This window comes from Rubidibacter lacunae KORDI 51-2, from assembly GCF_000473895.1.
Lineage (GTDB): Bacteria > Cyanobacteriota > Cyanobacteriia > Cyanobacteriales > Rubidibacteraceae > Rubidibacter > Rubidibacter lacunae.
This window is the reverse complement of record NZ_ASSJ01000070.1, coordinates 1-21,627: the sequence shown is the minus strand read 5'-3', so window position 1 is coordinate 21,627 and position 21,627 is coordinate 1. Positions and strand designations below refer to the sequence as shown.

Genomic DNA, 21,627 nt, shown 5'->3' with positions numbered 1-21,627 from the left:
TATAGTTTCGGCTCGGCTGGCAATTTCCCGGCATTGCGACCCGTGCGCTTCATCGCGGGTGGATGCTGGGTGACGCTCGCGTGGTGCTCAGGTACTCGCAGATGGCTCGAGCGATCGTTTCGGAGCCATCGGTGGAGATGGCTCCAGGCTGGCGGGCGGGCGTCGGCGATCGGTGCAGGAAGCTCCAGTTGCCGTGGAAGAACTCGTCGGCCTCAACGATTTGGTGGGCGGAGTAGTCCTGCAAGCCGGCCAGCAAGACGGGCGACTCGGCAAACCCCTCGCGTGTCAGCGAAACAATCGGGATACTGAGGCGCATCGCTTCGGAGAAGGTACTGAACCCCGGTTTGGAAACGACGCGTTCGCAAAAGGGCATAAAGTCTACCGGCCGATAGCGGCGATCGCGAACCCGGATGAGGTTTGGCAGCTCCGGGGCATTAGCGTCGAAGGTGATGAACTTCCAATCGGGGAAGCGCTCGAGATTGTGATAAGGAGTCTGCGCCAGACCCAACCCGCCGAAGGTTAGTAGCGCGGTACGGTCTCGCTCTGTGCTCAGCCCGAATGCCCGTGCCTCGTCGACACTGAGGCGCGGAATGCCCCCCGTCAAACCGACGTCGCGGATGGTGGGGAAAGCCCCCATCGCTTCGTGGAGGGGCAAGCGCCACAATAACTCGCACCGGGCGTACTGTTCGGCAATCCAGTCGACGAGTTCGGTGAAGTCCTCGCCCCAGTCGCGATAGATGAAGTCCCAGCCGAAGTTGCCGATAGCCCAGCAAGGAACGCCGGCCGCGCGGGCGATCTCCCCGGCTAGGGGTGGGATGTCAGCAACGACGAGGCGCGCGCGATTGGTGCGGATGAAATCGGCTTCGCTCTTGATAATTTGCGCGGCGCGATCGCGGATTGCCTGCCAGCTTGCCGCCGTAGCTGGTAAATCCATCTGTAAGCTGTCGGATTGGACCACACCAACATCGAAGGTTCGCGGGCGATGCAGAAAATCATCGCCCAAGTAAGAGGCAAGCAACCAATGCGGAGCTGGAGTGACGAGGACGGGGAGTACGTCTGGGTTGAGATGTTGGAGGGCGGCAGCAACGGAGGCCGCGCGTACGGCGTGACCGAAACCGTGACCGGTGACGGCAAAATATACGACAGGACGGGACATGGGGCGGTAGAGGAGCGCGTCGAGCCGATGCTAGCAGGGAAAGATACGGCGGTTACGTTCGCGATGTCGGCGGGCGCGTATTGACCCCGCCCAACTGCGCTCGGGCGGCGCGGCACTATTCTGCAAGGTTGGAGAACGTTTGTGGAGATGTTTGGAGGGGAAATTCGATCGATCGCCTCACCTCCTCGACCTTACTCAAGCAGAAATTTTTCTGGCTTTTGTCTGGATTGTTCGGAATACAGGCGGCGTTGATTGGCCGATCGATCGGTCGCTCGATTGCGGCGCTGCTTGCCAGTAATTATCAATGGGCAATCCTAATCTGTCGTCGCACTAATGCCCGTGCCAGGGAAGCTTCCCTTCGGAGACAACCGAGCCGACGCGATCGCCCGCAGGGATTCTTTACATTAGATTTAGAGCCGCAAAGTTACCAATTGGGAAGGAAGACACCACCGTGGTATTGGAACTGTCGCAGGCAACGGGTTGCAAGAATTACGAGGATCGAACTCAAGCGATCGCCCGCCAGCTATTGGCCCATAGGTTCGAGAACCGGTCCTTCTTCGATCGCGTTCGCGACCGAGTTCGCCTCGACGACAAGCTCCTTGCTTGGACGATGGGCAACCCTGGCCTGCGCGTGCAGTTGTTCCACCTGATTGACTGCCTGCCCGCCCTCCAGAGTAACCGCGAGGTTGCCCGGCACCTGCAACAATACCTCGGTCGCGAGGATGTCGAGTTGCCCGGCGCGCTTAAAAACCTTTTCTTCAACTTCACTGAGCCCGATTCGCTGCCCGGTCAAACCGCTGCAGCTACCTTTAAGAAGGCTGTTGAAACGCTTGCGTCCAAATACATTGCTGGCGAGAACGTCAAGCAGGTCATTAAAACCGTCGAGCGCCTCCGCACAGACAAGATGGCGTTCACCATCGACTTGCTCGGCGAAGCCGTGATCGCCGAAAGCGAGGCGCAAGCCTATTTGCAACGCTATCTCGACTTGCTGGAACAGCTCACCGCGGCTTCGCGAGCGTGGTCGGCTGTTCCCGAAATCGATTGCGCAGATAACGAAGCGCTGCCCAAAGTCCAAGTCTCGGTGAAGCTGACGGCGTTCTACTCGCAGTTCGACCCGCTCGATCCGGTGGGAAGTAAAGCGAAAGTTTGCGATCGTACTCGTACGTTGCTGCGCCGCGCAGCCGAGTTGGGTGCCGCGATCCACTTCGATATGGAGCAGTACGCCTACAAAGACCTGACGCTCGCGATCCTAAAGGAACTCTTGCTGGAAGACGAATTCCGCACCCGTACTGACATCGGCGTCACGCTGCAAGGCTACCTGCGCGACTCGGAAGTAGATTTACAAGGGCTGATTGCCTGGGCGCAAGAGCGCGGCGCCCCCGTCACGGTGCGCCTTGTCAAAGGCGCTTACTGGGACCAAGAAACCATCAAGGCAACGCAACATCATTGGCCCCAACCGGTTTTCAACGACAAAGCTGAAACCGATCGCAACTACGAACACCTGACACAGCTGCTGCTGGAAAATCACGAGCATCTTTACGCCGCAATCGGCAGTCACAACGTGCGCTCCCAAGCCCGCGCGATCGCGATCGCCGAGGAGTTGCAGATTCCGCGCCGCCGTTTCGAGCTGCAGGTGCTTTATGGCATGGGCGACGCACTTGCCAAAGCCTTAGTCAAGCGCGGCCACCGCGTCCGGGTTTACGCACCTTACGGCAAGCTACTGCCGGGCATGGCGTATTTGATCCGCCGTTTGTTGGAAAACACGGCCAATAGTTCGTTTCTGCGTCAAAGTCTCGAAGACCGTCCCGTGGAGGAACTGCTCGCCCCGCCGCAGCCCAAGCCCGTCGAGCAACAACCCAAGCCCAATCCCGGCACCTTTGCGAACGCGATCGACACCGATTACTCCCGTAGCGAACTGCGCGATCGCTCAGTTCGAGCGCTGGAGAAGGTCCGCGCGCAGTTGGGCAAGACCTATCAGCCACTGATTGCTGGCGAATACGTCACCACCGAGACGACCAAAAACTCGCTCGACCCGTCCGACACCAGTGCGGTCATCGGCATCGTCGGACAAATTTCCGTTGCGCAAGCCGATCGCGCTGTTGCAGCAGCCAAAGCTGCCTTCCCACAGTGGCGGCGAACGCCCGCCCGCGAGCGCGCCGCGATTATCCGCAAGGCCGGCGACCTGATGGAAGTCCGCCGTGCCGAACTGACTGCTTGGGTGTGTTTGGAAGCTGGGAAAATCCTGCCCCAAGCGGACGCTGAAGTGTCCGAGGCGATCGACTTCTGCCGTTACTACGCTGATGAAATGGAGCGCCTCAACGCCGGGCACCAGTTCGACATCGCCGGGGAAACCAACCGCTTGCACTACCAGCCGTGCGGCGTTGCCGCGGTCATCTCGCCCTGGAACTTCCCGATCGCGATTGCCACGGGCATGACCGTTGCGGCGCTGGTAGCCGGGAACTGTACGTTACTCAAGCCAGCCGCACCGACTGCCGTCATCGCTGCCAAGATCGCCGAGATATTGGTCGAAGCCGGCGTGCCGCCGGGCGTCTTCCAGTTCGTGCCCGGTCGCGGTGCCACTGCTGGCGATCGCTTGGTGCAACATCCGGACGTTCACCTGATTGCCTTTACCGGCTCGCGGGAAGTGGGCTGCGAGATTTACGCCAAAGCCGCCCGCGTGCAGCCCGGACAACGCCATCTCAAGCGCGTGATTGCCGAGATGGGCGGCAAGAATGCCCTGATCGTCGATGAAGGTGCCGATCTCGACCAAGCCGTTGCCGGTGTTGTAACTTCGGCCTTCGGCTACAGCGGTCAGAAGTGCTCGGCCTGTTCGCGCGCGATCGTCATGGCTCCGGTGTACGACACCTTCTGCGAGCGGTTGGTAGAAGCGACGCGATCGCTGGCCGTCGGACGCGCCGACTTACCTGGAACCGCGGTCGGTCCCGTTATCGATGCGGCCGCGCGCGATCGCATTCGCGACTATATTGCTAAGGGCAAGCAAGCAGCCACCCTCGCACTGGAAATGACCGCTCCCGCCGGTGGCTACTACGTCGGACCGACGATTTTCACCGACGTTGCGCCCGATGCCACGATCGCCCAGGAGGAAATCTTCGGGCCGGTGCTGGCCGTGCTGCGCGCCGCCGACTTCGACGACGCGCTAGCGATCGCCAACGGGACGGACTATGCGCTCGCGGGTGGCATCTACTCACGCACGCCCGACCATCTCAAACGCGCAGCTGAGGAGCTCGAGGTGGGTAACTGCTACATCAACCGCGGTATCACCGGTGCGATCGTGTCGCGTCAGCCTTTCGGGGGTTTCAAAATGTCCGGCATGGGTTCCAAAGCCGGCGGACCGGATTACCTCTTGCAGTTTCTCGAACCGCGGGTCGTGACAGAAAACATCCAGCGCCAAGGCTTCGCTCCGATTGAAGGCGCGGATTGAACGGCAAACCGAATCGTGGAGACGATCTCGCGCCTGCCTCCACGAACGGGAACTGGAAGTAAAAAGCGAACCCAGAACTGCTGTCGCGACATGATGGTTAACTTGCGGAGCACTTCCAACAGTTGTTTAAGCGCAACACCTTGCCAGTGTCGATGGTTCCACCAATAGTTGACGTTGAAGTCGTGAGTCCTGCCGAGATGCGGCACGATCGCGACTACCTTGCCGAGCGAGAGCGATCTCGCGATCTCGGAATCCCGGAGTTTTGGATCGTCGATCTGCAAGTAGTTGTGGGGCTGGGGTTGGACGCTGGGGCATACAACAAAGCGTCCGAGTTGCGGAAGCTCGATCGCCTAGTGTCTCCGGCAGTCCTAGCGCTGGAGCTCCCGGTCGAGCGCTTCCCGGAGGATTGAGGTGCATGTGCTCTGAGCCCCTTCGCGCGATCGCGGTTACTGGTGGCATTGCCACCGGCAAAAGTACTGTTGCCGACTACCTTGCCGAACGCCACGGGCTGCCGGTTTTCGATGCCGACCTATTCGCCCGCGAAGCTGTGGCGCCGCAGACGGAGATCCTGCAGCGCATTCGCGATCGCTACGGCAGACAGATCGTCCTGAGGGACGGGAGCTTGCACCGCCGGGCCCTCGGCGACATCATTTTCAGCGATCGCGCCGAGCGCCAGTGGCTCGAAGCACAAATCCATCCATACGTGCGCGATCGCCTGCGCCAAGCGCTAGACCAACTGACCATCCCGACGGCAGCGATTGTCGTACCGTTGCTGTTCGAAGCAGACATGACCGACCTCGCAACAGAAATTTGGGTGGTGAGCTGTAGCGAAGCGCAACAGCTCGCGCGCCTGCAAGCCCGCGATGAGCTGGAGTCCGACCTTGCCCGCGCGCGCATTGACACCCAGATGCCTCTCTCTGCAAAGATCGCTGCTGCTGATGTAGTTCTGGATAATTCTTCGGCACGAGACTCTCTCTACGCGCAGATCGATGCCGCACTGCTCCATACCTGAAGAACAAGTTGGCACCGTACTTCATTCAACTGCCAACGGTTGCAAGCGAGTAGTTCCTTCTTCAAGTCGATGTAGTGCAAGTGAGTGCCGGTCGGACCGCCTGTGGAACAATAGACGGAGGCCGCAGGACGATGAACCTCCGATCCGGCTTCCCCAGGGCCGCAAGCAAACACGGAGTCCTGACCGGATCGACATCGCAAGATCGGAGTTGCGCTTGGAGACTTGTCGGTTCGAGGGCACGTCTCCGACCAGCGAGTTCGACGCACTCCCAATGGATACTGAACGGATTTACTGAGGCAGAATGGAGCGATTGCACGAGGGGTTTACGCTCTTCATGAGTCTCGTCGTCGAGGCGATGCCATTTTTGCTCGCAGGCGTGATTCTCTCTAGCCTGATGCTGCTGTGGATCGACGAGCGGCAGTTGCTCGCACGGCTGCCGCGTCACCCGCTGTTGGGAGCGATGGTGGGGAGCCTCACGGGCTTGCTATTCCCGGTTTGCGAGTGCGGTAACATTCCCGTTGCCCGCCGGTTGCTCATGCAGCGCGCGCCAGCATCTGTGGCGATCGCGTTTTTGCTGGCAGCACCCACGGTCAATCCCATCGCAATTTGGTCGACATGGGTGGCGTTCCGCGACCAGCCGGAAATTGTTGTCCTGCGAGTAGTGCTCTCGCTCATTATTGCCGTTACGATTGCCTGTTTGTTCGGCGTGCAGCGGGATGCTCGCGGACTCCTGCAACCGAAACTCGTCCGCCGCATGGCGTTAATGGAAACCTACGGACGCGAACGCGCGAACATTCCGTCGGGGAGCGCAGCCGCAACGGTCGGGTTGCAATCAGGAACTTACGTCCTCGGTCAGTCGGGACGGTCCACACGCCTAGAAACCCTACCGTTGACCGCAACGGCAACGGACGGGCGCAACGCGGTAAAGCGTCGCCTGGAGCTCTTCGCTAACAATGTCGTCGTGGAGCTGCGCGAGCTGGGTGCGATGCTGATCTTAGGCAGCGCGATCGCGGCAGCTATCCAGGTGCTGGCCCCGCGCGAACTCGTTGTCGGTCTCGGTGAGGGTCCAGTTTTGTCGATTGTGGCCATGATGCTACTGGCGGCGTTGGTGTCGATCTGCTCGACAGTGGATGCGTTCTTTGCGCTTTCGTTTGCCGCCACGTTCACGACCGGTTCCTTGCTGGCCTTCCTGGTTTTCGGTCCGATCGTGGATATCAAAGCAGCTGGGCTGTTGCTGTCAGTGTTTCGACCGCGCGTCGTCGCGTATATTTTTGCAATCGCCGCCCAATTGACGTTTCTCCTGACGCTTGCCTACACGTTCTTGGCTTGAACGGTATGTACTCGAGCTCGCTCCAGTTGTCGGGGACCGTCGTGCCCCATCACGTTTCCGGGGTGGAGATTATCCGCGCGATCGCGTCAGCCCCTCATGCCGAAAGGTCGTCGGGCTGGGTTCTCGCGAACCGGCAAAAAAAAGCCAGCCTCGAAAGGCTGGCTCGATCGGCTTGCTGCGTTGGGAGGAGAAAACCTAAACCGCACTGAGACCGCAAGTCCCTTAAATAAGTACGGAAACTAGGTTCTTGACCTTGATAAGAATCTTAACAAAGTTAGCCAGTGTTCGCAACATATGTTTACACCTTTGCAGCCGCTTGCTACGGATCGTTGCGCGGCTAGGGATTCCCGGCTTTGGAAAAAACGATCGGTGTAGCATTCGTAATGGGAATTACCATCTATGGGCGATCTTGTCGATTGCAGCCGTGAAGGCTATTTTCATTTGCAATCGCGCCAGCGATCGGTAGGCGATCGCGGTTCCCTATGATTCGCGGTAGCAATCCGTTCGCAGCTCCTGAAGTGCTTGAAGTCCCCAATCACCCACTTGCGGGCGTTGCGCCAACACGAGTGGGGGCGTAAGGTTTTTATCGAACGGAGGCTTGTTTTCGAGATGAGTAAAATCAATGTCGTCCTTATTGAGGACCACGATCTGACCCGTGTTGGGATTCGCACCGCCCTCGCTCAGCGCGAGGAGATTGTCTACAAAGGCGAGGCGGCAAATGCAGCTCAAGGACTGGAATTGATCCGACAGCAGTGCCCGGATGTGGCAATTATCGATATCGGTCTGCCGGATATGGACGGTATCGAGCTCACGCGCGCCCTCAAGAGCGAGCAAAGGGAGGAGGATAGTACGTTACGAGATGTCAAGGTGCTGATTCTCACCTTGCAGGACAGCGAAGAGGCCGTGCTAGCTGCCTTCGCAGCCGGTGCCGACTCCTACTGCATGAAAGATATTAGTTTCGACCTGCTGCTCGAAGCACTCAAAGTGACTCGCGATGGGAGTTCCTGGATCGACCCGGCGATCGCGCGCGTTGTCTTAGCCAGGACCCGCGGTGCCGAAACATCGCCGAAGCGGACGGTTGAAATTGAAGCTGCCGACCCCGAATACGAGCAGATGGTCGAAGCCTATCCCCTGACCGAGCGAGAGTTAGAAGTGCTACAGCTAATTGTTGAGGGAGCAAGCAACGCTCTAATTGCCGAACGCCTTTACATTACCGTCGGCACGGTGAAAACCCACGTTCGCAACATCCTGAATAAGCTCTGCGCCGACGATCGCACGCAAGCAGCCGTTCGGGCACTGCGAGCAGGGCTCGTGGCTTAGATCCTGCTAACTCGTAGACTGCCCTCCTGGCAATCTCAGCTCGATCAGCACCAGCGGGAGCTCGATCGCCGCGAGCACTGGTGTCTGGCATCCGCATGTCTTACCCCTGCACTGGATGCTTACGCTTTGTGAAAACCAAGATCGGTCCCTTTGCCGGCATGGACGAGCGCGAGCCGTTCGTAGCGTCGGGCGTGCTCGATTAGATCCGCAGCCTCGTTGTCCGAGATGTCGCGGCGGACCTTGCCAGGGACGCCCATGACGAGCGATCTCGGGGGGACGTCTTTGGCAACTACACATCCCGCACCGATGATGCTGCCGGCCCCGACGCGCACGCCATTGAGTAGGACCGCACCGATGCCGATCAAGCACCCGTACTCAACGTGCGCGCCATGGACTACTGCACGATGTCCGACCGTCACAAACGCTTCCAGAACGGTTGGTTGACCCGGGTCTCCGTGCAATATCGCTCCGTCCTGAACGTTCGCTTGTGCTCCGATCTCGATCCGTTCCACGTCGCCGCGCAACACCGCCCCATACCAAATGCTCGCTCCAGCAGCGATCGCTATGTCACCCATCACGGTCGCAGTCGGTGCGACAAATGCGGCTAGGGAAACATCGGGCTCGGGCCAAACTACCATGGCTACTCGTCAATCTTGCGTCCTAATTTTGCGTCTATCGACCGGTTGCTTCGCAAATTACTGCAGCAGCTTGCCGACTGTCCAACGCCAAAGGGGGTGCTGGGGTCCGCAGGCAAGGATGTAGCGTACCTGCTTTTCCAAACCGCGACGGTAGCGCAGCGGCCAGCCGAAAAGAATGTTGCGGCTTTGCCACATCAGCGTGGCTGTAGTGAAGCCCAAACAGAAAGAAAGCGTTAAAGTCGACGGCAAGTTGTATCGTAGGGCGTAGCGTACGGCTGCAAAGGTGAAATGCGAATGCCAGAGGTCGAATTCACCGCGCATGGCCCACAATGCTAGGGGCGTAAGAACCAGCCAGCATGTCCCGACCACCACCCAGCGGCAGGTCACCGTAAAGCGATGCAAGCGCTCGACGTGGTCATCGAACGAAATGTGGCACGCTGCAGCCGGCGAACGTTCGCTAGTGCGCTCCCGAACCAAAAAGTCAGTCATTATTGCTCGGCATTCGCCCAATTGCCCCGAATAGACTCCGGACATCTTGCGAGTGAGGTCAAGTTTCGTCCGAGGTCGCGATCGCAGTCGCTGGCTGACGCTCTCTCCATAAGGCTAGCAGAGTGCTTGCCAGAAAAATGCTCGAATACGCGCCAGACGCAAACCCGATCGTCAGGGCTAGGGCAAAATCCTGGAGCGTTTCGCCGCCGAAAAAGAAGATCGCCAGCAGGGGTAGCAGCGTTGTTAGCGTCGTGTTGATAGAACGGGTTAGCGTCTGATTCACCGCATCGTCGACGATCGCGCCGAATGGCGTGTCGTCTTCGCGCTGATTGGCCACCTCGCGAATGCGATCGTAGATCACCACCGTATCGTTGACTGAAAAACCAACAACCGTCAGCAGCGCCACCAGAAACAGGCTGTTAACTTCTGTCCCGGCTACCAGCCCCAGCACCGCGAAAACGCCGGTTACGATCGCCACATCGTGCAGCAGTGCCAGGATGGCGAAGATCGCGTAGTCGAGCTGAAAGCGGGTGCTGAGATACACCACGATGCCGAAAAACGACACCATTAGAGCCAGAACCCCGGACACGAAAAGTTCCCGCCCGATCGTCGGTCCGACCGTATCGATCTGAGTGAGGGCGGGATCGAAGCGTCCGATCGCCTCGGTCAGCTCGCCTTGAAGGCGCTCGCGCGCGTCCACATCGAGGGTACGGGTGCGAACGATTAACTCCTGCTGGCGCTTGCCAACGGCCTGGATGCTGCTGTTGCCAAGCCCTTGCGCGTCGAGCAATTGCCGAACGGCAGCAACATCGATCGCTTCGTCGCAGTTTGCAGATATGGAGCAGTCGCGGGCGAGTTGCAAGCGCGTACCGCCAATGAAATCAAGACCCGGTCGTAGCGGGGCGTTAAAACGCACGAGACACAAACCGATCGCGATCGCGCAGGTGAGAACGGCGACGGCAGAGACCGTCCACCAGAGGCGCTGCTGCTTGATAACGCTAAGTTTCATGGGCGATCGGGCACATTGCACCGGTGAAGTAGATTCTGTGAGGGTTCTAGGGTCCAGAACGAGGTCACATCTGGGCAGTTTTAGCCGCGAGCGACAGTTTCGGGCAGAATAGCTCGGGCTTGCGGCGGACACTGGGGAAGCCGAGGACGGCAATGAGCATTAGCGTGCGGCTGCAGGTCAATGCGGTAAACATGCTGATCGCAACACCGATCCCCAGCGTGAGCGCGAAACCGCGCACCAGTCCCGATCCGAGCCAGAACAGCGCCCCACAGGCAATCAGCGTGGTGACGTTACTGTCAAGGATGCTAGAAAAAGCCCGGTAAAAACCGGACTCGACGCCGCGGTATAGGGTTTTCCCGGCGCGCAGTTCCTCGCGCGTGCGTTCGAAGATCAAGACATTCGCGTCCACGGCCATGCCGATGCTGAGGATAAATCCGGCAATCCCCGGCAGCGTCAGCGTCACGCCGACGAGCGCGTAAGCTGCCAGGGTCAGCACCGCGTAGATCGTTAGTGCAACGTTGGCGATCGCGCCCGGCAGGCGGTAGTAAACGACCATGAACACCAACACCAATAGCAGCCCGGCTAGGGCGGCGTAGATGCTGCGCTGGATGCTGTCGCGGCCGAGGGTTGAACCGACGGTGCGATTCTCGACAATCGCCACCGGCAGCGGTAGCGAACCGCCACGCAACTGAATGGCCAAATCTTGAGCGTCTTGGGCGGAGAAGTTGCCGCTGATAACTGCGCTGCCGCCGGTGATGCCGCGATCGGCATACTGAGCCCCAACCGAGGGCGCGCTGACGAGGACGTCATCGAGGAAAATGCCGAGCGTGCGTCCGGTACCGGCCACGTTGCGAGTCAGCTCGGCGAAGGCGTCTGCCCCTTGGGGGTTGAAACGCAGTGTCACCTGCCACCCATTTCCGGTTTGGAGCGGCTCGGCTCGGGCGTCGCGCAGCTCGCGTCCGCTTAACAGCGCTTCGCCAAACAGAGGCAGTAAGGCGCGATTGGCGTCCTCAAGTGCGTCGGCTCCTTCGGCGATCGCTTCGGGATCGGGGTTGTCAGCCGCACGCAGCTGGTCGATCTCGAAGAGCAGGAGGCGCTGCTGGCTGAACAGTTGCGCAAAGGCGTCCTCAGTATCGCGTAGCTGTTCGCGGAACTCGAGTTGAGCGGTCCCGCCGAGGACGCGCTCGGCTTGTTCGGGGTCGCTAACGCCCGGCAGCTGCACGACGATCTTGTCCTCGCCGACTGTCTGCACCACGGGTTCGGCAACGCCCAATCCGTTCACTCGATTCTCCAGGACGCTTTTCACCGCGTCGAGCTGGTCGCTATTAATGTTCGGAATCTCGTCGGTCGGTTGCACCTGCACGGTGAGTTGTGCGCCGCCGCGTAAGTCCAAACCGAGTGAAAGCGGCAGGTTGACAAGCACGACAATCGCGGCGATCGCGAGGACGAGCATCAAGCCGAAGGTCAAGCGCTGTCGTTGCATAGGAGGTTACTCTAGGCGATCTGGTGCTCGGAGCGGTGAAGCCAGCGGTCTAATAGGACGGGCAATTGTAGCTGGGATGCGACTCCCGACAGTCGGGCGCGCGCCGGACCGGGACATCCGTCTAGACTTGGAGCGCCATCATTTTTTGGGCGGCTTCGGCAATTTGCGATGGCTGCACGATCGTCAGGCGTTCGAGCATGCCGTTGTAGGGCGTTGGGATGTCTTGGGAGGAAAGGCGGACGACCGGCGCGTCCAGCTCGTCAAAGAGCTGCTCGTTGATACGGGCGGCCAGCTCGGCTCCGATGCCGCCGGTTTTCATGCACTCTTCGACGATGATGACGCGGTGGGTTTTGCGCACCGAACGCGCGATCGTTTCCATGTCTAGCGGCTTGAGGGAAATCAAGTCGATAATCTCGGGGTCGATGCCCGCAGCATCCATTTCTTTGAGTGCCTGCAGCGCGTGATGGCGCATCCGCGAGTAGGTCAGGATCGTCACATCGCGTCCCGGGCGCACAACTTCGGCTTTATCAAGCGGCAGCCAGTATTCGCCGTCGGGCAGGTTTTCTTTGAGGTTATAGAGCAAGACGTGCTCGAAAAACAACACGGGATTATCGTCGCGAATGGCAGCTTTGAGCAAGCCTTTCGCGTTGTAGGCCGTCGAACAGGCAACGATTTTTAAGCCCGGCACGGCTTGGAAATAGGCTTCCAGGCGCTGGGAATGCTCGGCACCAAGTTGGCGGCCGACCCCACCGGGACCGCGGATCACGATGGGGATTTTGAAGTTGCCGCCGGAGGTGTAGCGCAACATGCCGGCATTGTTGGCGATTTGGTTGAATGCGAGTAGCAAGAATCCCATGTTCATGCCCTCAACAACCGGCCGCAAGCCGGTCATCGCAGCACCAATGGCGACTCCCATGAAACTGTTCTCGGCGATCGGCGTGTCGAGCAGGCGTAGCTCGCCGTATTTTTTGTAAAGATCTTTCGTGACCTTGTACGAGCCGCCATAGTGACCGACGTCTTCGCCTAGGACGAAAACGGTCTCGTCGCGCGCCATTTCTTCATCAGTTGCCTCGCGCAGGGCGTTAAAAAAAATCGTCTCCGCCATTCCGGCTCTCTCGACACTACTAATACGGCATTTGCGATTTTATCATCGCCGCTCGGACCCTTTAGTTTGGCGGACGTGCAGCATGTCAGCGATGCGAGTTATCTGAGCCTACCAACGAATGCATTTGTACTGGCAGACGCTCGGCACTTCCCCCTGAAAGCCAAAGCAAGAAATGCTTGGGTTCCCTTTAAGCAGCGGCACAATCGTGTGCCCGGGGCAAACTCGCACCCGGTCTCGAAATTGCTATCTTTGCAAGGACCCCAGAGATCCCTGCACTACCATAAGGGCACAGGACTCCGCGCAGCGATCGCGCCTCACCCATGATTTCCTCCGATTGCGTCACCTGGTTGCAAGAGCGAACGGCGCTGAGCATCTTACCCCAGGAGGTCCTGACCGCGATCGCCCCCTTACTCCAGTCCCGTAAGGTGCCGGCCGGACGGACGCTTGTCACCGCTGGCGAGCTCCCAATCGGGCTATTCGTGTTGCAATCCGGACGGCTCGAAACTCATGCGCCCGATCGCCTGCGCCCCGCGCGAACTAGGCATCTTTCGCCGAGCTTGAATCTATTGCCTGGCGCGCTCCTGAACTTCCAGGCATTGCTGCTCGATCAGCCATCCCGCGAAACCGTTTCGACCTTAAGCGATTGTCAGCTTTGGTTGCTATCCGCCGAGCAGTTCCGGGCCCTGAACGCCAAGTTTGCCGCGATCTCACAGGTGTTTACGCAGCAGCTGGCCGAGGAAGTCGCTCAGCTATCTTCGCAACTGAGCGACCAACAAGAGCGCGCTTACATCTTGCGTCCCTATCTCGTGACGAAGGCGCGCCGGGGCATCATTGGCAAAAGTCGCTATGCCGTCCGCCTGCGCCAACAAGTCAATCACACTGCAGAGAGTTGCGACTCCACGCGTATTATCGGCGAACCGGGTCTCGGCAAAGACAACATCGCCGCATTGATTCACTTTGGGTCGAGCCGCCGCCGCGAGCCGATTGTCAAACTCGACTGCGGAACCCTCCAAACGAGTGGCGCGGAGCTCTTCGGGCGGGTAGGTGGCAAGCCTGGAATCATTGCCGCGTTGGGAACGGGCACGCTCGTGCTCAATAATATCCAGGACTTAGATGAAGACCTGATGCCAGCGATCGCTCGCTGGCTTGCAACCGGAACCTACACTCCCATTGCCCGACCGGGCGATTTCCCTGGAGATCCGCAACCAGCGCAGGCACGCACGATTCTCATTGCCGAGCGGGCCGTTCCTCAGCTCGATAAGTTGGTGAACCGTTCGATCAAAGTCCCGCCGCTGCGCGTTCGCAAGTCCGACCTCAGCGACCAAGTCAACTATTACATCAACCTGATCTGGCGCGGGAAAGGACGACCCAAACCTCGCGTTGCCCCCGAAGCCATCCGCCGCTTGCAAGCCTACGATTTTCCCGATAACTTGACGGAGTTGGAAAACCTAATCCGCCGCGCGATCGTCCAGCTAGATAGTCGGGAAGAATTAACCGAAGAAATTGTCTGGCCCTCCCAGAGTAAGAAAAAACAGCTGCGGTTGAACCTACTCGATACCTATCCCAGTTTCCGCCGCTTCCTGAAAAGTATTTGGTATCCCGAGCGCTTCAATTATTGGGTCGTCGCGCCGGCCTTCGCCCTGACCGTCGCTATCCTATTTCTAGGGCCGCAAACGCGGTCCGAAAATGTCGGGCTGAATTTGTTTTGGGCGTGGTGGTGGCCGGTGGTGCTAATTGGCTTTCCCTTCGTCGGCAGGTTGTGGTGCGCGATTTGCCCCTTTGCAATCTACGGCGAACTCGCTCAAAAGCTATCGCTGCAGATGTTCCCGCGCCAACTCAAGCGCTGGCCGCGTCAATCAGCCGAACGCTGGGGGGGATGGTTTTTGTTCGGTCTGTTCGCTCTGATTCTGCTATGGGAAGAGCTGTGGAACCTCGAAGACACGGCTTACCTTTCGGCATGTTTGCTATTGCTGATCACTGCTGGAGCAACCATCTTCTCGCTGTTATTCGAGCGGCGCTTCTGGTGTCGTTATCTTTGTCCGATCGGTGGAATGAATGGGATGTTCGCCAAACTGGCAATAACCGAGCTGCGCGCTCAGCAAGGGACCTGTTCGGCAGAATGCACGACCTACCAATGCTACAAAGGGGGTCCGCGCAAAGGTGAAGGTCAAGAAACGAACGGCTGCCCGCTGTACTCGCATCCGGCACAACTCCAAGACAACCGCGATTGTGTGCTTTGCATGACCTGTTTAAAAGCCTGCCCGCACCGATCGGTGGAGGTCAATTTGCGTCCGCCCGGCATGGAACTATGGACAACACACCAACCCCGTGCGTACGAAGTTGCCCTAATGTTGTTGTTGCTAGATGTGGTATTTTTACATCGCTTGTCGGAATTGCAGGCAATGTTGGATGTCAGCTGGCAGCTGGATCGCTTTTGGGTACATGTAGTTGCTTCTATAGCGGCACTCGGGTTGCCCGCACTTGCTCCATTTATCGCGCAAGCGATCGTGCGAGGTAATCTTTGGCTCTCGCAGCAACTCTCTCCTCAGAAAGTCCATCCCAAACCGCGGGCTTTTGTGGAACTGGCATACGGTTACTTACCGCTCGTGCTTGCAGCAAACTTAGCCCATTACTTGCGATTGGGGCTGATCGAAGGCGGTCAGTTGGTGCCAGTTGCCTTCGCAACAGTTGGACTGGGCGGCGGCAGTCAATTTGCCGTTGCCGCTGACCCTGCTGTCATTGCCTTTCTACAAGGAATGACACTAATTACCGGTGTCGTATTGGCGATCGCCTTGACGCAAACCATTGCCCGTCAGCCGCTAAGCCTGTTGTGGCCGCAGCACCTCGTAACACTCTTGCTGGGCGTTTCATTCTGGAAGATCGTCGTAGGTTCGTGAAGGATCGCGATCGCTGTGCGATGGTTTACTTATACAGTAATCTCATTTTCCGCATTCGCATTTGTCCCAAGCTCCTTTTTGGTAGTAGAGGCATGTCACGAATTCCAAATGGCTGCTCTCGATTCAAAAGATCGGGTTTGTAATGAAAGCGATTGGCATTACAATCCGCCAGTAAAACAGTGCTACAAATATCTTATTCCTGACTGGGATCGCTATGGCATCAGCTACGACCACATGTTTGCAATAGAAAGGTGCAGCATCCTTGCCAGAATTGCTAAATGCCTTCGCGATCGAACTGCCTTTGTGCATCCGATGGGCTCTTGCGGAATCTAAGGCCGATCCAATGGGAGAACGCGAGCCAAGTTTATCCGACAAGACAAACACTTTGTAGGTCGACCGTTCGAGCGACAATATTAACGCATCCGAAAGTGACCAGTTTGCCTCGACCACCCAGTATAGAGACATCAAGCAAAGATACCAAAGATCGGCATCAACGATCGCTCGGTGCAGCGGACTTCTCTAAAACTAGCTGGTAGTAACTGTGGGTGCCGGAATCGAGTGTGCAAGTATACGGCATAAGCAGACCTGCCACGGAATTACGAATGAGGTAAGGGGGCATCCAAAATTTCAGCAGCCGTGCGCGCCAAGGATGCTTGAAAAATCGCAGAGCCAGCGCTTGTAGGCGATCGAGCGTTGGCAAAATGCCAGCGGTGCGATCGCGTGTTTCGACGGCTGTAAAGCCCAGGGATCGGGCAGCCTCAAGCCATGCTTCTACTGTCCGGAAACCCATCGGTACGGCCATCCCGATTTCTACAAGCTGTGATGCTGTTTGCAAATCGGAGGTTTGTCGGTCGAATCCCGGTCGGCGAAAACCATCGAAGATCGTCAAGCGCCCGCCCGGTCGCAGGACGCGGTAGAGTTCTGTCAAAACTGCCGATACACTTGCTGCGTGGCACAAACAATCGACCCCAAAAACGAGATCGGTACCATTAGCCGCCAGTCCCGTTTGGTTGAAATCGCCCAAGCGAAACTGCAAATTTTCGTACAAGCGGGCAGCTCGACTGGCAAGCCGCACGTGCAGCGGCGTGAGATCGAGTCCCAGAAATTGCACGTCGGGAAACGTTTGTGCTAGAAATCGACTGTTGAAACCTTTCCCACAACCAACTTCCAGCACCGATCGCGCCTGTAAAGCTCGCACGTGTTCTGCAACTTGTTTCGGTTGCGTGTAGTACCCTGACGGTTCGTAGCGAGTACCATCGTCGATCGCCATGTGAATGCTGCCCTGTTGGGAATGATATTTCCGGTAGCCGATTTCGCTTTGTTGGTAGTACCGCACAATTTCCTGCTTCAGAGCTGCTCCTGAGGCGATCGGCTCGGAAATCGGATCGATCGTCTGCGATTGCGCCGATCTCGATTGGCGATCGTGGTGCTGTTGTAGGAGCGCATCGATATCGAAGACAGCGGCAATCTGCTGTAGAGCTTGGGATAGCGATCGATCGGTAGTTGGAACGGGCATCGCGACGAGTACCTGCGGGTGCGGTTGGGGAACGGATGAGCGCAGTGAAAAAGTGCCTCCCCGGTCCCGTTAATGGTGGCAGTGGTTGTTACTGCTGTATCGGCTGGCGTTCGAGTAAGCCGCGTTGAAGGTAGTCGGCGATCGCGTCGGCGAGGGCTAGGCGAACCGGACGACAAATCATCCCCAGCTCCACGCGGGCTTTGCGATTGTCGAAATGCAGGTGCGTCCCAGCCAGACGAACGCCGGTTAGGGGGGCAGCGGGTGGACGCTTGGTCAGCGTATCGGCAATGAATTCCTGAACGTAACTGACTGCCAATGCCAACCAGTAGGGCACGCGCCGTTGGGGCATGGACAATGCCGTTAGATCGTGCAGCACGGCCAGCAGCTCGCTCATGCGGAGGTTTTCGCTTCCGAGTAAGTACCGCTCGCCCGGCGTACCTTTCTCAGCAGCCAGAATGTGTCCAAGCGCTACGTCGCGGGCGTCGATCGCGTTGATCGTGGTTTCGAGAAACGCCGGATACTTACCGTTCAGAAATCCCAGCACCATGCGAGTGGGTGGAGTGATGCGGCGATCGCCCGGGCCGAGGGGCACGGTCGGGTTAACGACAACGACGGGCAAGCCTTTCTCTGCTGCTGCAAACGCTTCTTGCTCGGCTAGGAACTTGCCCTGGCAGTATGGACCGAGCATGTCTTCAAACCGCAAACGTATTGATTCATCTGTAGTTGCCGTACCTTCGCCGCGCGACGGGCGTTGACCTTGGCGGTTGCTCTTGAGGATGGCTTCGGTAGAGGTATGAACGACGCGCCCAACACCATAGGCGATCGCCGCGTCCATAATATTGCGCGTCCCCATTTGGTTGATGGTGAGGAAGTCTTGCTTGCACGGGGACCACAAACCGGCATTGGCAGCGAGGTGAAAAACTGTATCGACGCCGCATACGGCCGAGCGCACGAGCTCGGCATCAACGATCGACCCCTGCCAGTATTCGACCCCGGGTTTCGGTACGTCCGGTTTGGCGAGGTCGAGAATCCGGACGGACGTGCCGCGCTCCAAAAGCAAATCCACGAGATGTCCGCCTATGAAGCCTAAGCCACCGGTTACGAGAACTGTCATGCTCTTGTGTGTCTTGACTCCGCGCGCGATCGTGCTCCTAATTTTGCCATGCCATCGGCCCGACACCGATATGAGTTGGCACCCGACCTCAAAAGCAGGGTTCTCAAGCTTAAGAAAGCATCAGGAAAATTTCTAGGATGGTGGTTTATACCAATTTGCAGAATGCCTACGACAGATTGTGTAATCGAGCCCCGGGAGTAAAAGTTCCCGAGCTGCCATTTGTCGCAGCACTTCCTAGAGTTGGTATTAGATCCAAGGAAAGTTCTGGGTTGAAATGTCCGCGCCAGCTCCCCAACTGGCATCGTCGATGAGCTGAGGCAGAAAAAAGATCCCCCTGCTGTGCAAGAGGATCGTTTGGAGTGAACTTTCGAATGCCCTACAGACGTTAGCCTGACAAACTAGCGGACGGCACCATGCTGCGCTGAAACGTTAATTGGCTTCATTAAGAACAGCTTCGCTAGCTGCCAGCCGTTGGAAGCATAGAGCGGTAGCTTCTGAAGTGATTTCAACCAACCTGGAACCGACGACGACACGATCGCGTCCAGTTTCGCGTTGGTTTGGGTGCAGGTTTCCAGGCGCTCGTAGAACTCCGGCGAATCTACGTTTAGCACGATCGGGAACACGCGCCCGGCCGTCTCGTTGGTTTTTTGAATGACGTGCTTGTCGTACTCGCGGGCGTCCAATCCCAGCGCTGCGTAAAAATCCGCTCGCTGAACGTCATTGCAATACATCGTCGCAAACACCGACAGCAGGAAGAAGCGGCACCACAGCCGGGATTGCCAACCCGTCAGCACGTGCGGTTGCGCTCGCATCACCGCATCGAAGAAGTCGCCATGGCGGTTTTCGTCCTGGCACCAGCTCTTGAAGAAGCGGAAGATCGGATAGATGCGGCACTCCGGATGCGCCTCTAGATGGCGATAGATCGTGATGTAGCGCCAGTAGCCGATTTTCTCCGACAGGTAGGTGGCGTAGAAGATGTACTTTGGCTTGAAGAACGTGTACTTACGGCTCTTGGTGAGGAAACCAAGGTCCAACGACAGATTGAAGTCGGACATCGCCTTGTTCAAAAAGCCGGCATGGCGAGCTTCATCGCGAGACATCAGCGTGAAACACTCGGCCAGCAGGGGTTTTGTGTTCTTCAAACGCCGTCCGAGTTCTTTGTAGAGCAAGAAACCGGAAAACTCTGCGGTGCAGGAGCGCTCCAGGAACTCTACGAACAAGCGGCGTGTGTCGCCGTCAATGTGGTCCCAGGATTGTGCAAACTCCTCGTCGCGAACGAAGTGCGTCTTGTTGTAGTCGGCCCGAAACTCCGCCAAGATCGCTCGCAACTCGTCCTCATTCGGTGACAAGTCCATCCGCGCCATCTCGTCGAAGTCTGTCGTATAGAAGCGCGGGGTTAAGAGCGTCTCGGCAGCCGGTGCTTTCACTCCCGGACGCATTTCCGTAAATTCGGCTTGTTTTTTAAGCGTGTCGACCATTGTTGTCTGCCTTGTCTCCAGGCGAACGAGTTGCGGTGCTGGTTGGCACCACCATCGAGAGCAAAATGAATGCCCCCAGGATGGCCTCAGTCTATCCGCACCGGAGGCACAAACCCCAATTCCTGTTAAGACTTGCAACAGCCACAGACTGCAGTGGCGATTTCTGCAATGCTCCGTTACAAATATTGCGGTGATTGAGCAGATCCCAATTGCCGCAATATTTGCACTAGTTGCGGCGTGCTAATATCCGTGTGCTGCTAAGTCGAGCTGTTGTAGGTTGAAGGTTACGCGCTCGACATGGGTGGCAAAGGAACCGTCGGCGTGCAGGGTCAACATGCGGAATCCCGGTGAGATATCGTCGAGCGAGAAGCGATCGCTACGTGGCTTAAACTGAACCGAAGTTGAAGGACTGGCCGCGTAACACACGTCGCGCCGCCAGCGACAGTAATCTTGATGGATATGCCCGAAGACTGACAAGCGCACCTGCGGATGGCGGTCGAGGACGGCAAAAAAGGCGTCGGGGTTGTGCAACCCGCTTTGATCGATCCAGCGCGAATGGACGGCAAAGGGTGGATGGTGAAATGCAAGCATTGTCGGGCGTGCTCGCGCACCAGCCAGCTGGCAGTCCAGCCAAACCAAGGTTTCATCAGAAAAATACCCGTGGACGCAACCGGGCACTGCCGAATTGAGCAGTACGAACTGCCAGCCACCGACCTGAAATGATTTCTCGGTAGAGAAGGGCGGGCGGCGTAACACTTGCTGCATGACGAGATGCTGGTCGTGATTTCCCGGCACCCAGAAGGTTGGCAAGCCGAGTGGCTCGATTGCGTCCTGGAGACGCTGGTAGGACGCAATCGAGCCGTCTTGAGATAGATCGCCGGTGAGCAGCAGTAGGTCCAATCGCGGTCTCAACGCATGCAGCCGCTTAATTACAACCTCAAGAGATGCATCGGTCGGTTGACCGAGAAGCTCGCCGTCAGCTTTTGCTAAGAGATGTGTGTCCGTAACTTGTGCGACGTTGATAGTGGCAGCAGGCATTGTGGTAGCGAGTGCGAAGCAATGGCGAGCGCACGATGAACGGATGAGGTGGCTTGCGAGAGCAATTTGGAAACGGGATTTGTCAGTAAGAACGAAAAATATGCTGATGTTTAGTTTGAGCTGATAATGCGCTCGGCATTCCTGCCGCTCTATTTCTGAAGCCTGAGGAATTCGAAAACAGAACTCGTTTTAGTATTTCTTCATACTTTCGTCGGAGCCGCCTCTGGGTCTTGAAGTGTGCCGTATTGCAATGCGTTCGGCAACACCCCCAACTTAACTTCACAACCTCATGGTTGCCTTTGCGCGCGGGCAATAGCAGCCGTAATCTCGGTCACGCCCGTTGGCGATCGCTTGCGAGGGTAGCGGACGGGTGAAGATTTGCTATGATTATGCACGCAATGGCGGCATGGCCAAGTGGTAAGGCAGAGGACTGCAAATCCTTTATCCCCAGTTCGAATCTGGGTGCCGCCTTTAACAAGCAGGGCAAGAGGTTCGGTAGTGAACCCCTTGCCCTGAGACCTTTTTGGGCGATCTCGCTCGTACCTAGGGTTTGCTGAAAAAGTCCACAAAACGAATTTAGGAGGCAGAGAGCTTATGGAA

At 57.7% G+C, this 21,627-nt stretch carries 16 protein-coding genes and 1 tRNA gene; 7 read left to right on the top strand and 10 right to left on the bottom strand.

Going from position 1 to position 21,627, the window contains the following annotated elements:
* Positions 1-49: 49 nt before the first annotated feature.
* Positions 50-1,156: a glycosyl transferase gene (locus KR51_RS11885; RefSeq protein ID WP_022608067.1), complete on the bottom strand. Its 1,107-nt coding sequence runs from the start codon at positions 1,154-1,156 to the stop codon at positions 50-52.
* A gap of 451 nt (positions 1,157-1,607) precedes the next feature.
* Between KR51_RS11885 and pruA the strand changes: the two genes are divergently transcribed.
* From pruA to KR51_RS11860, 5 genes are all read left to right on the top strand, one after another.
* Complete coding sequence (pruA, locus tag KR51_RS11880) at positions 1,608-4,598, top strand: L-glutamate gamma-semialdehyde dehydrogenase (RefSeq protein WP_022608065.1); 2,991 nt, start codon at positions 1,608-1,610, stop codon at positions 4,596-4,598.
* Between the two features lie 140 nt (positions 4,599-4,738).
* The gene (locus KR51_RS11875) at positions 4,739-5,008 is read left to right on the top strand and encodes a hypothetical protein (protein ID WP_156915101.1); all 270 of its coding nucleotides are present in this window, start codon (positions 4,739-4,741) and stop codon (positions 5,006-5,008) included.
* A 5-nt stretch (positions 5,009-5,013) separates the two neighbouring features.
* Complete coding sequence (gene coaE / locus KR51_RS11870; protein ID WP_022608063.1) at positions 5,014-5,610, top strand: dephospho-CoA kinase; 597 nt, start codon at positions 5,014-5,016, stop codon at positions 5,608-5,610.
* 301 nt (positions 5,611-5,911) lie between these two features.
* The gene (locus KR51_RS11865) at positions 5,912-6,940 is read left to right on the top strand and encodes a permease (RefSeq protein ID WP_022608061.1); all 1,029 of its coding nucleotides are present in this window, start codon (positions 5,912-5,914) and stop codon (positions 6,938-6,940) included.
* 609 nt (positions 6,941-7,549) lie between these two features.
* Positions 7,550-8,260: a response regulator gene (locus KR51_RS11860; RefSeq protein ID WP_022608059.1), complete on the top strand. Its 711-nt coding sequence runs from the start codon at positions 7,550-7,552 to the stop codon at positions 8,258-8,260.
* 119 nt (positions 8,261-8,379) lie between these two features.
* Here the strand turns inward: KR51_RS11860 and KR51_RS11855 are convergent, their stop codons facing one another.
* From KR51_RS11855 to KR51_RS11835, 5 genes are all read right to left on the bottom strand, one after another.
* Complete coding sequence (locus KR51_RS11855; protein WP_022608057.1) at positions 8,380-8,898, bottom strand: gamma carbonic anhydrase family protein; 519 nt, start codon at positions 8,896-8,898, stop codon at positions 8,380-8,382.
* Between the two features lie 57 nt (positions 8,899-8,955).
* Positions 8,956-9,387, bottom strand: coding sequence for a hypothetical protein (locus KR51_RS11850; RefSeq protein WP_022608055.1), 432 nt, complete (start codon positions 9,385-9,387; stop codon positions 8,956-8,958).
* Between the two features lie 58 nt (positions 9,388-9,445).
* Positions 9,446-10,396, bottom strand: a complete 951-nt coding sequence (gene secF, locus KR51_RS11845) for a protein translocase subunit SecF (protein ID WP_022608053.1) — start codon at positions 10,394-10,396, stop codon at positions 9,446-9,448.
* A gap of 64 nt (positions 10,397-10,460) precedes the next feature.
* Positions 10,461-11,879, bottom strand: coding sequence for a protein translocase subunit SecD (gene secD, locus KR51_RS11840; protein WP_022608050.1), 1,419 nt, complete (start codon positions 11,877-11,879; stop codon positions 10,461-10,463).
* 121 nt (positions 11,880-12,000) lie between these two features.
* Positions 12,001-12,984 carry an alpha-ketoacid dehydrogenase subunit beta gene (locus KR51_RS11835; protein WP_022608048.1) on the bottom strand — a complete coding sequence of 328 codons (984 nt, stop codon included), beginning with the start codon at positions 12,982-12,984 and terminating at the stop codon, positions 12,001-12,003.
* Positions 12,985-13,304: 320 nt separating this feature from the next.
* On the opposite strand from KR51_RS11835, the gene KR51_RS11830 reads away from it, so the two are divergent.
* Positions 13,305-15,881: a sigma 54-interacting transcriptional regulator gene (locus KR51_RS11830; protein WP_022608046.1), complete on the top strand. Its 2,577-nt coding sequence runs from the start codon at positions 13,305-13,307 to the stop codon at positions 15,879-15,881.
* Positions 15,882-16,371: 490 nt separating this feature from the next.
* On the opposite strand, the gene KR51_RS11820 is transcribed toward KR51_RS11830, so the two are convergent.
* From KR51_RS11820 to cpdA, 4 genes are all read right to left on the bottom strand, one after another.
* Entirely contained in the window at positions 16,372-17,397 is a 1,026-nt protein-coding gene (locus KR51_RS11820; protein ID WP_022608041.1) for a class I SAM-dependent methyltransferase, read from the bottom strand.
* A gap of 88 nt (positions 17,398-17,485) precedes the next feature.
* Positions 17,486-18,511, bottom strand: coding sequence for an NAD-dependent epimerase/dehydratase family protein (locus KR51_RS11815; RefSeq protein ID WP_022608039.1), 1,026 nt, complete (start codon positions 18,509-18,511; stop codon positions 17,486-17,488).
* Positions 18,512-18,909: 398 nt separating this feature from the next.
* Positions 18,910-19,989, bottom strand: coding sequence for a magnesium-protoporphyrin IX monomethyl ester (oxidative) cyclase (acsF, locus tag KR51_RS11810; protein ID WP_022608037.1), 1,080 nt, complete (start codon positions 19,987-19,989; stop codon positions 18,910-18,912).
* A gap of 240 nt (positions 19,990-20,229) precedes the next feature.
* On the bottom strand, positions 20,230-21,027 hold the full coding sequence (gene cpdA / locus KR51_RS11805; protein ID WP_022608035.1) for a 3',5'-cyclic-AMP phosphodiesterase: 798 nt from the start codon (positions 21,025-21,027) through the stop codon (positions 20,230-20,232).
* A 400-nt stretch (positions 21,028-21,427) separates the two neighbouring features.
* On the opposite strand from cpdA, the gene KR51_RS11800 reads away from it, so the two are divergent.
* A tRNA-Cys gene (locus KR51_RS11800) sits at positions 21,428-21,498 on the top strand.
* Positions 21,499-21,627: the final 129 nt, after the last annotated feature.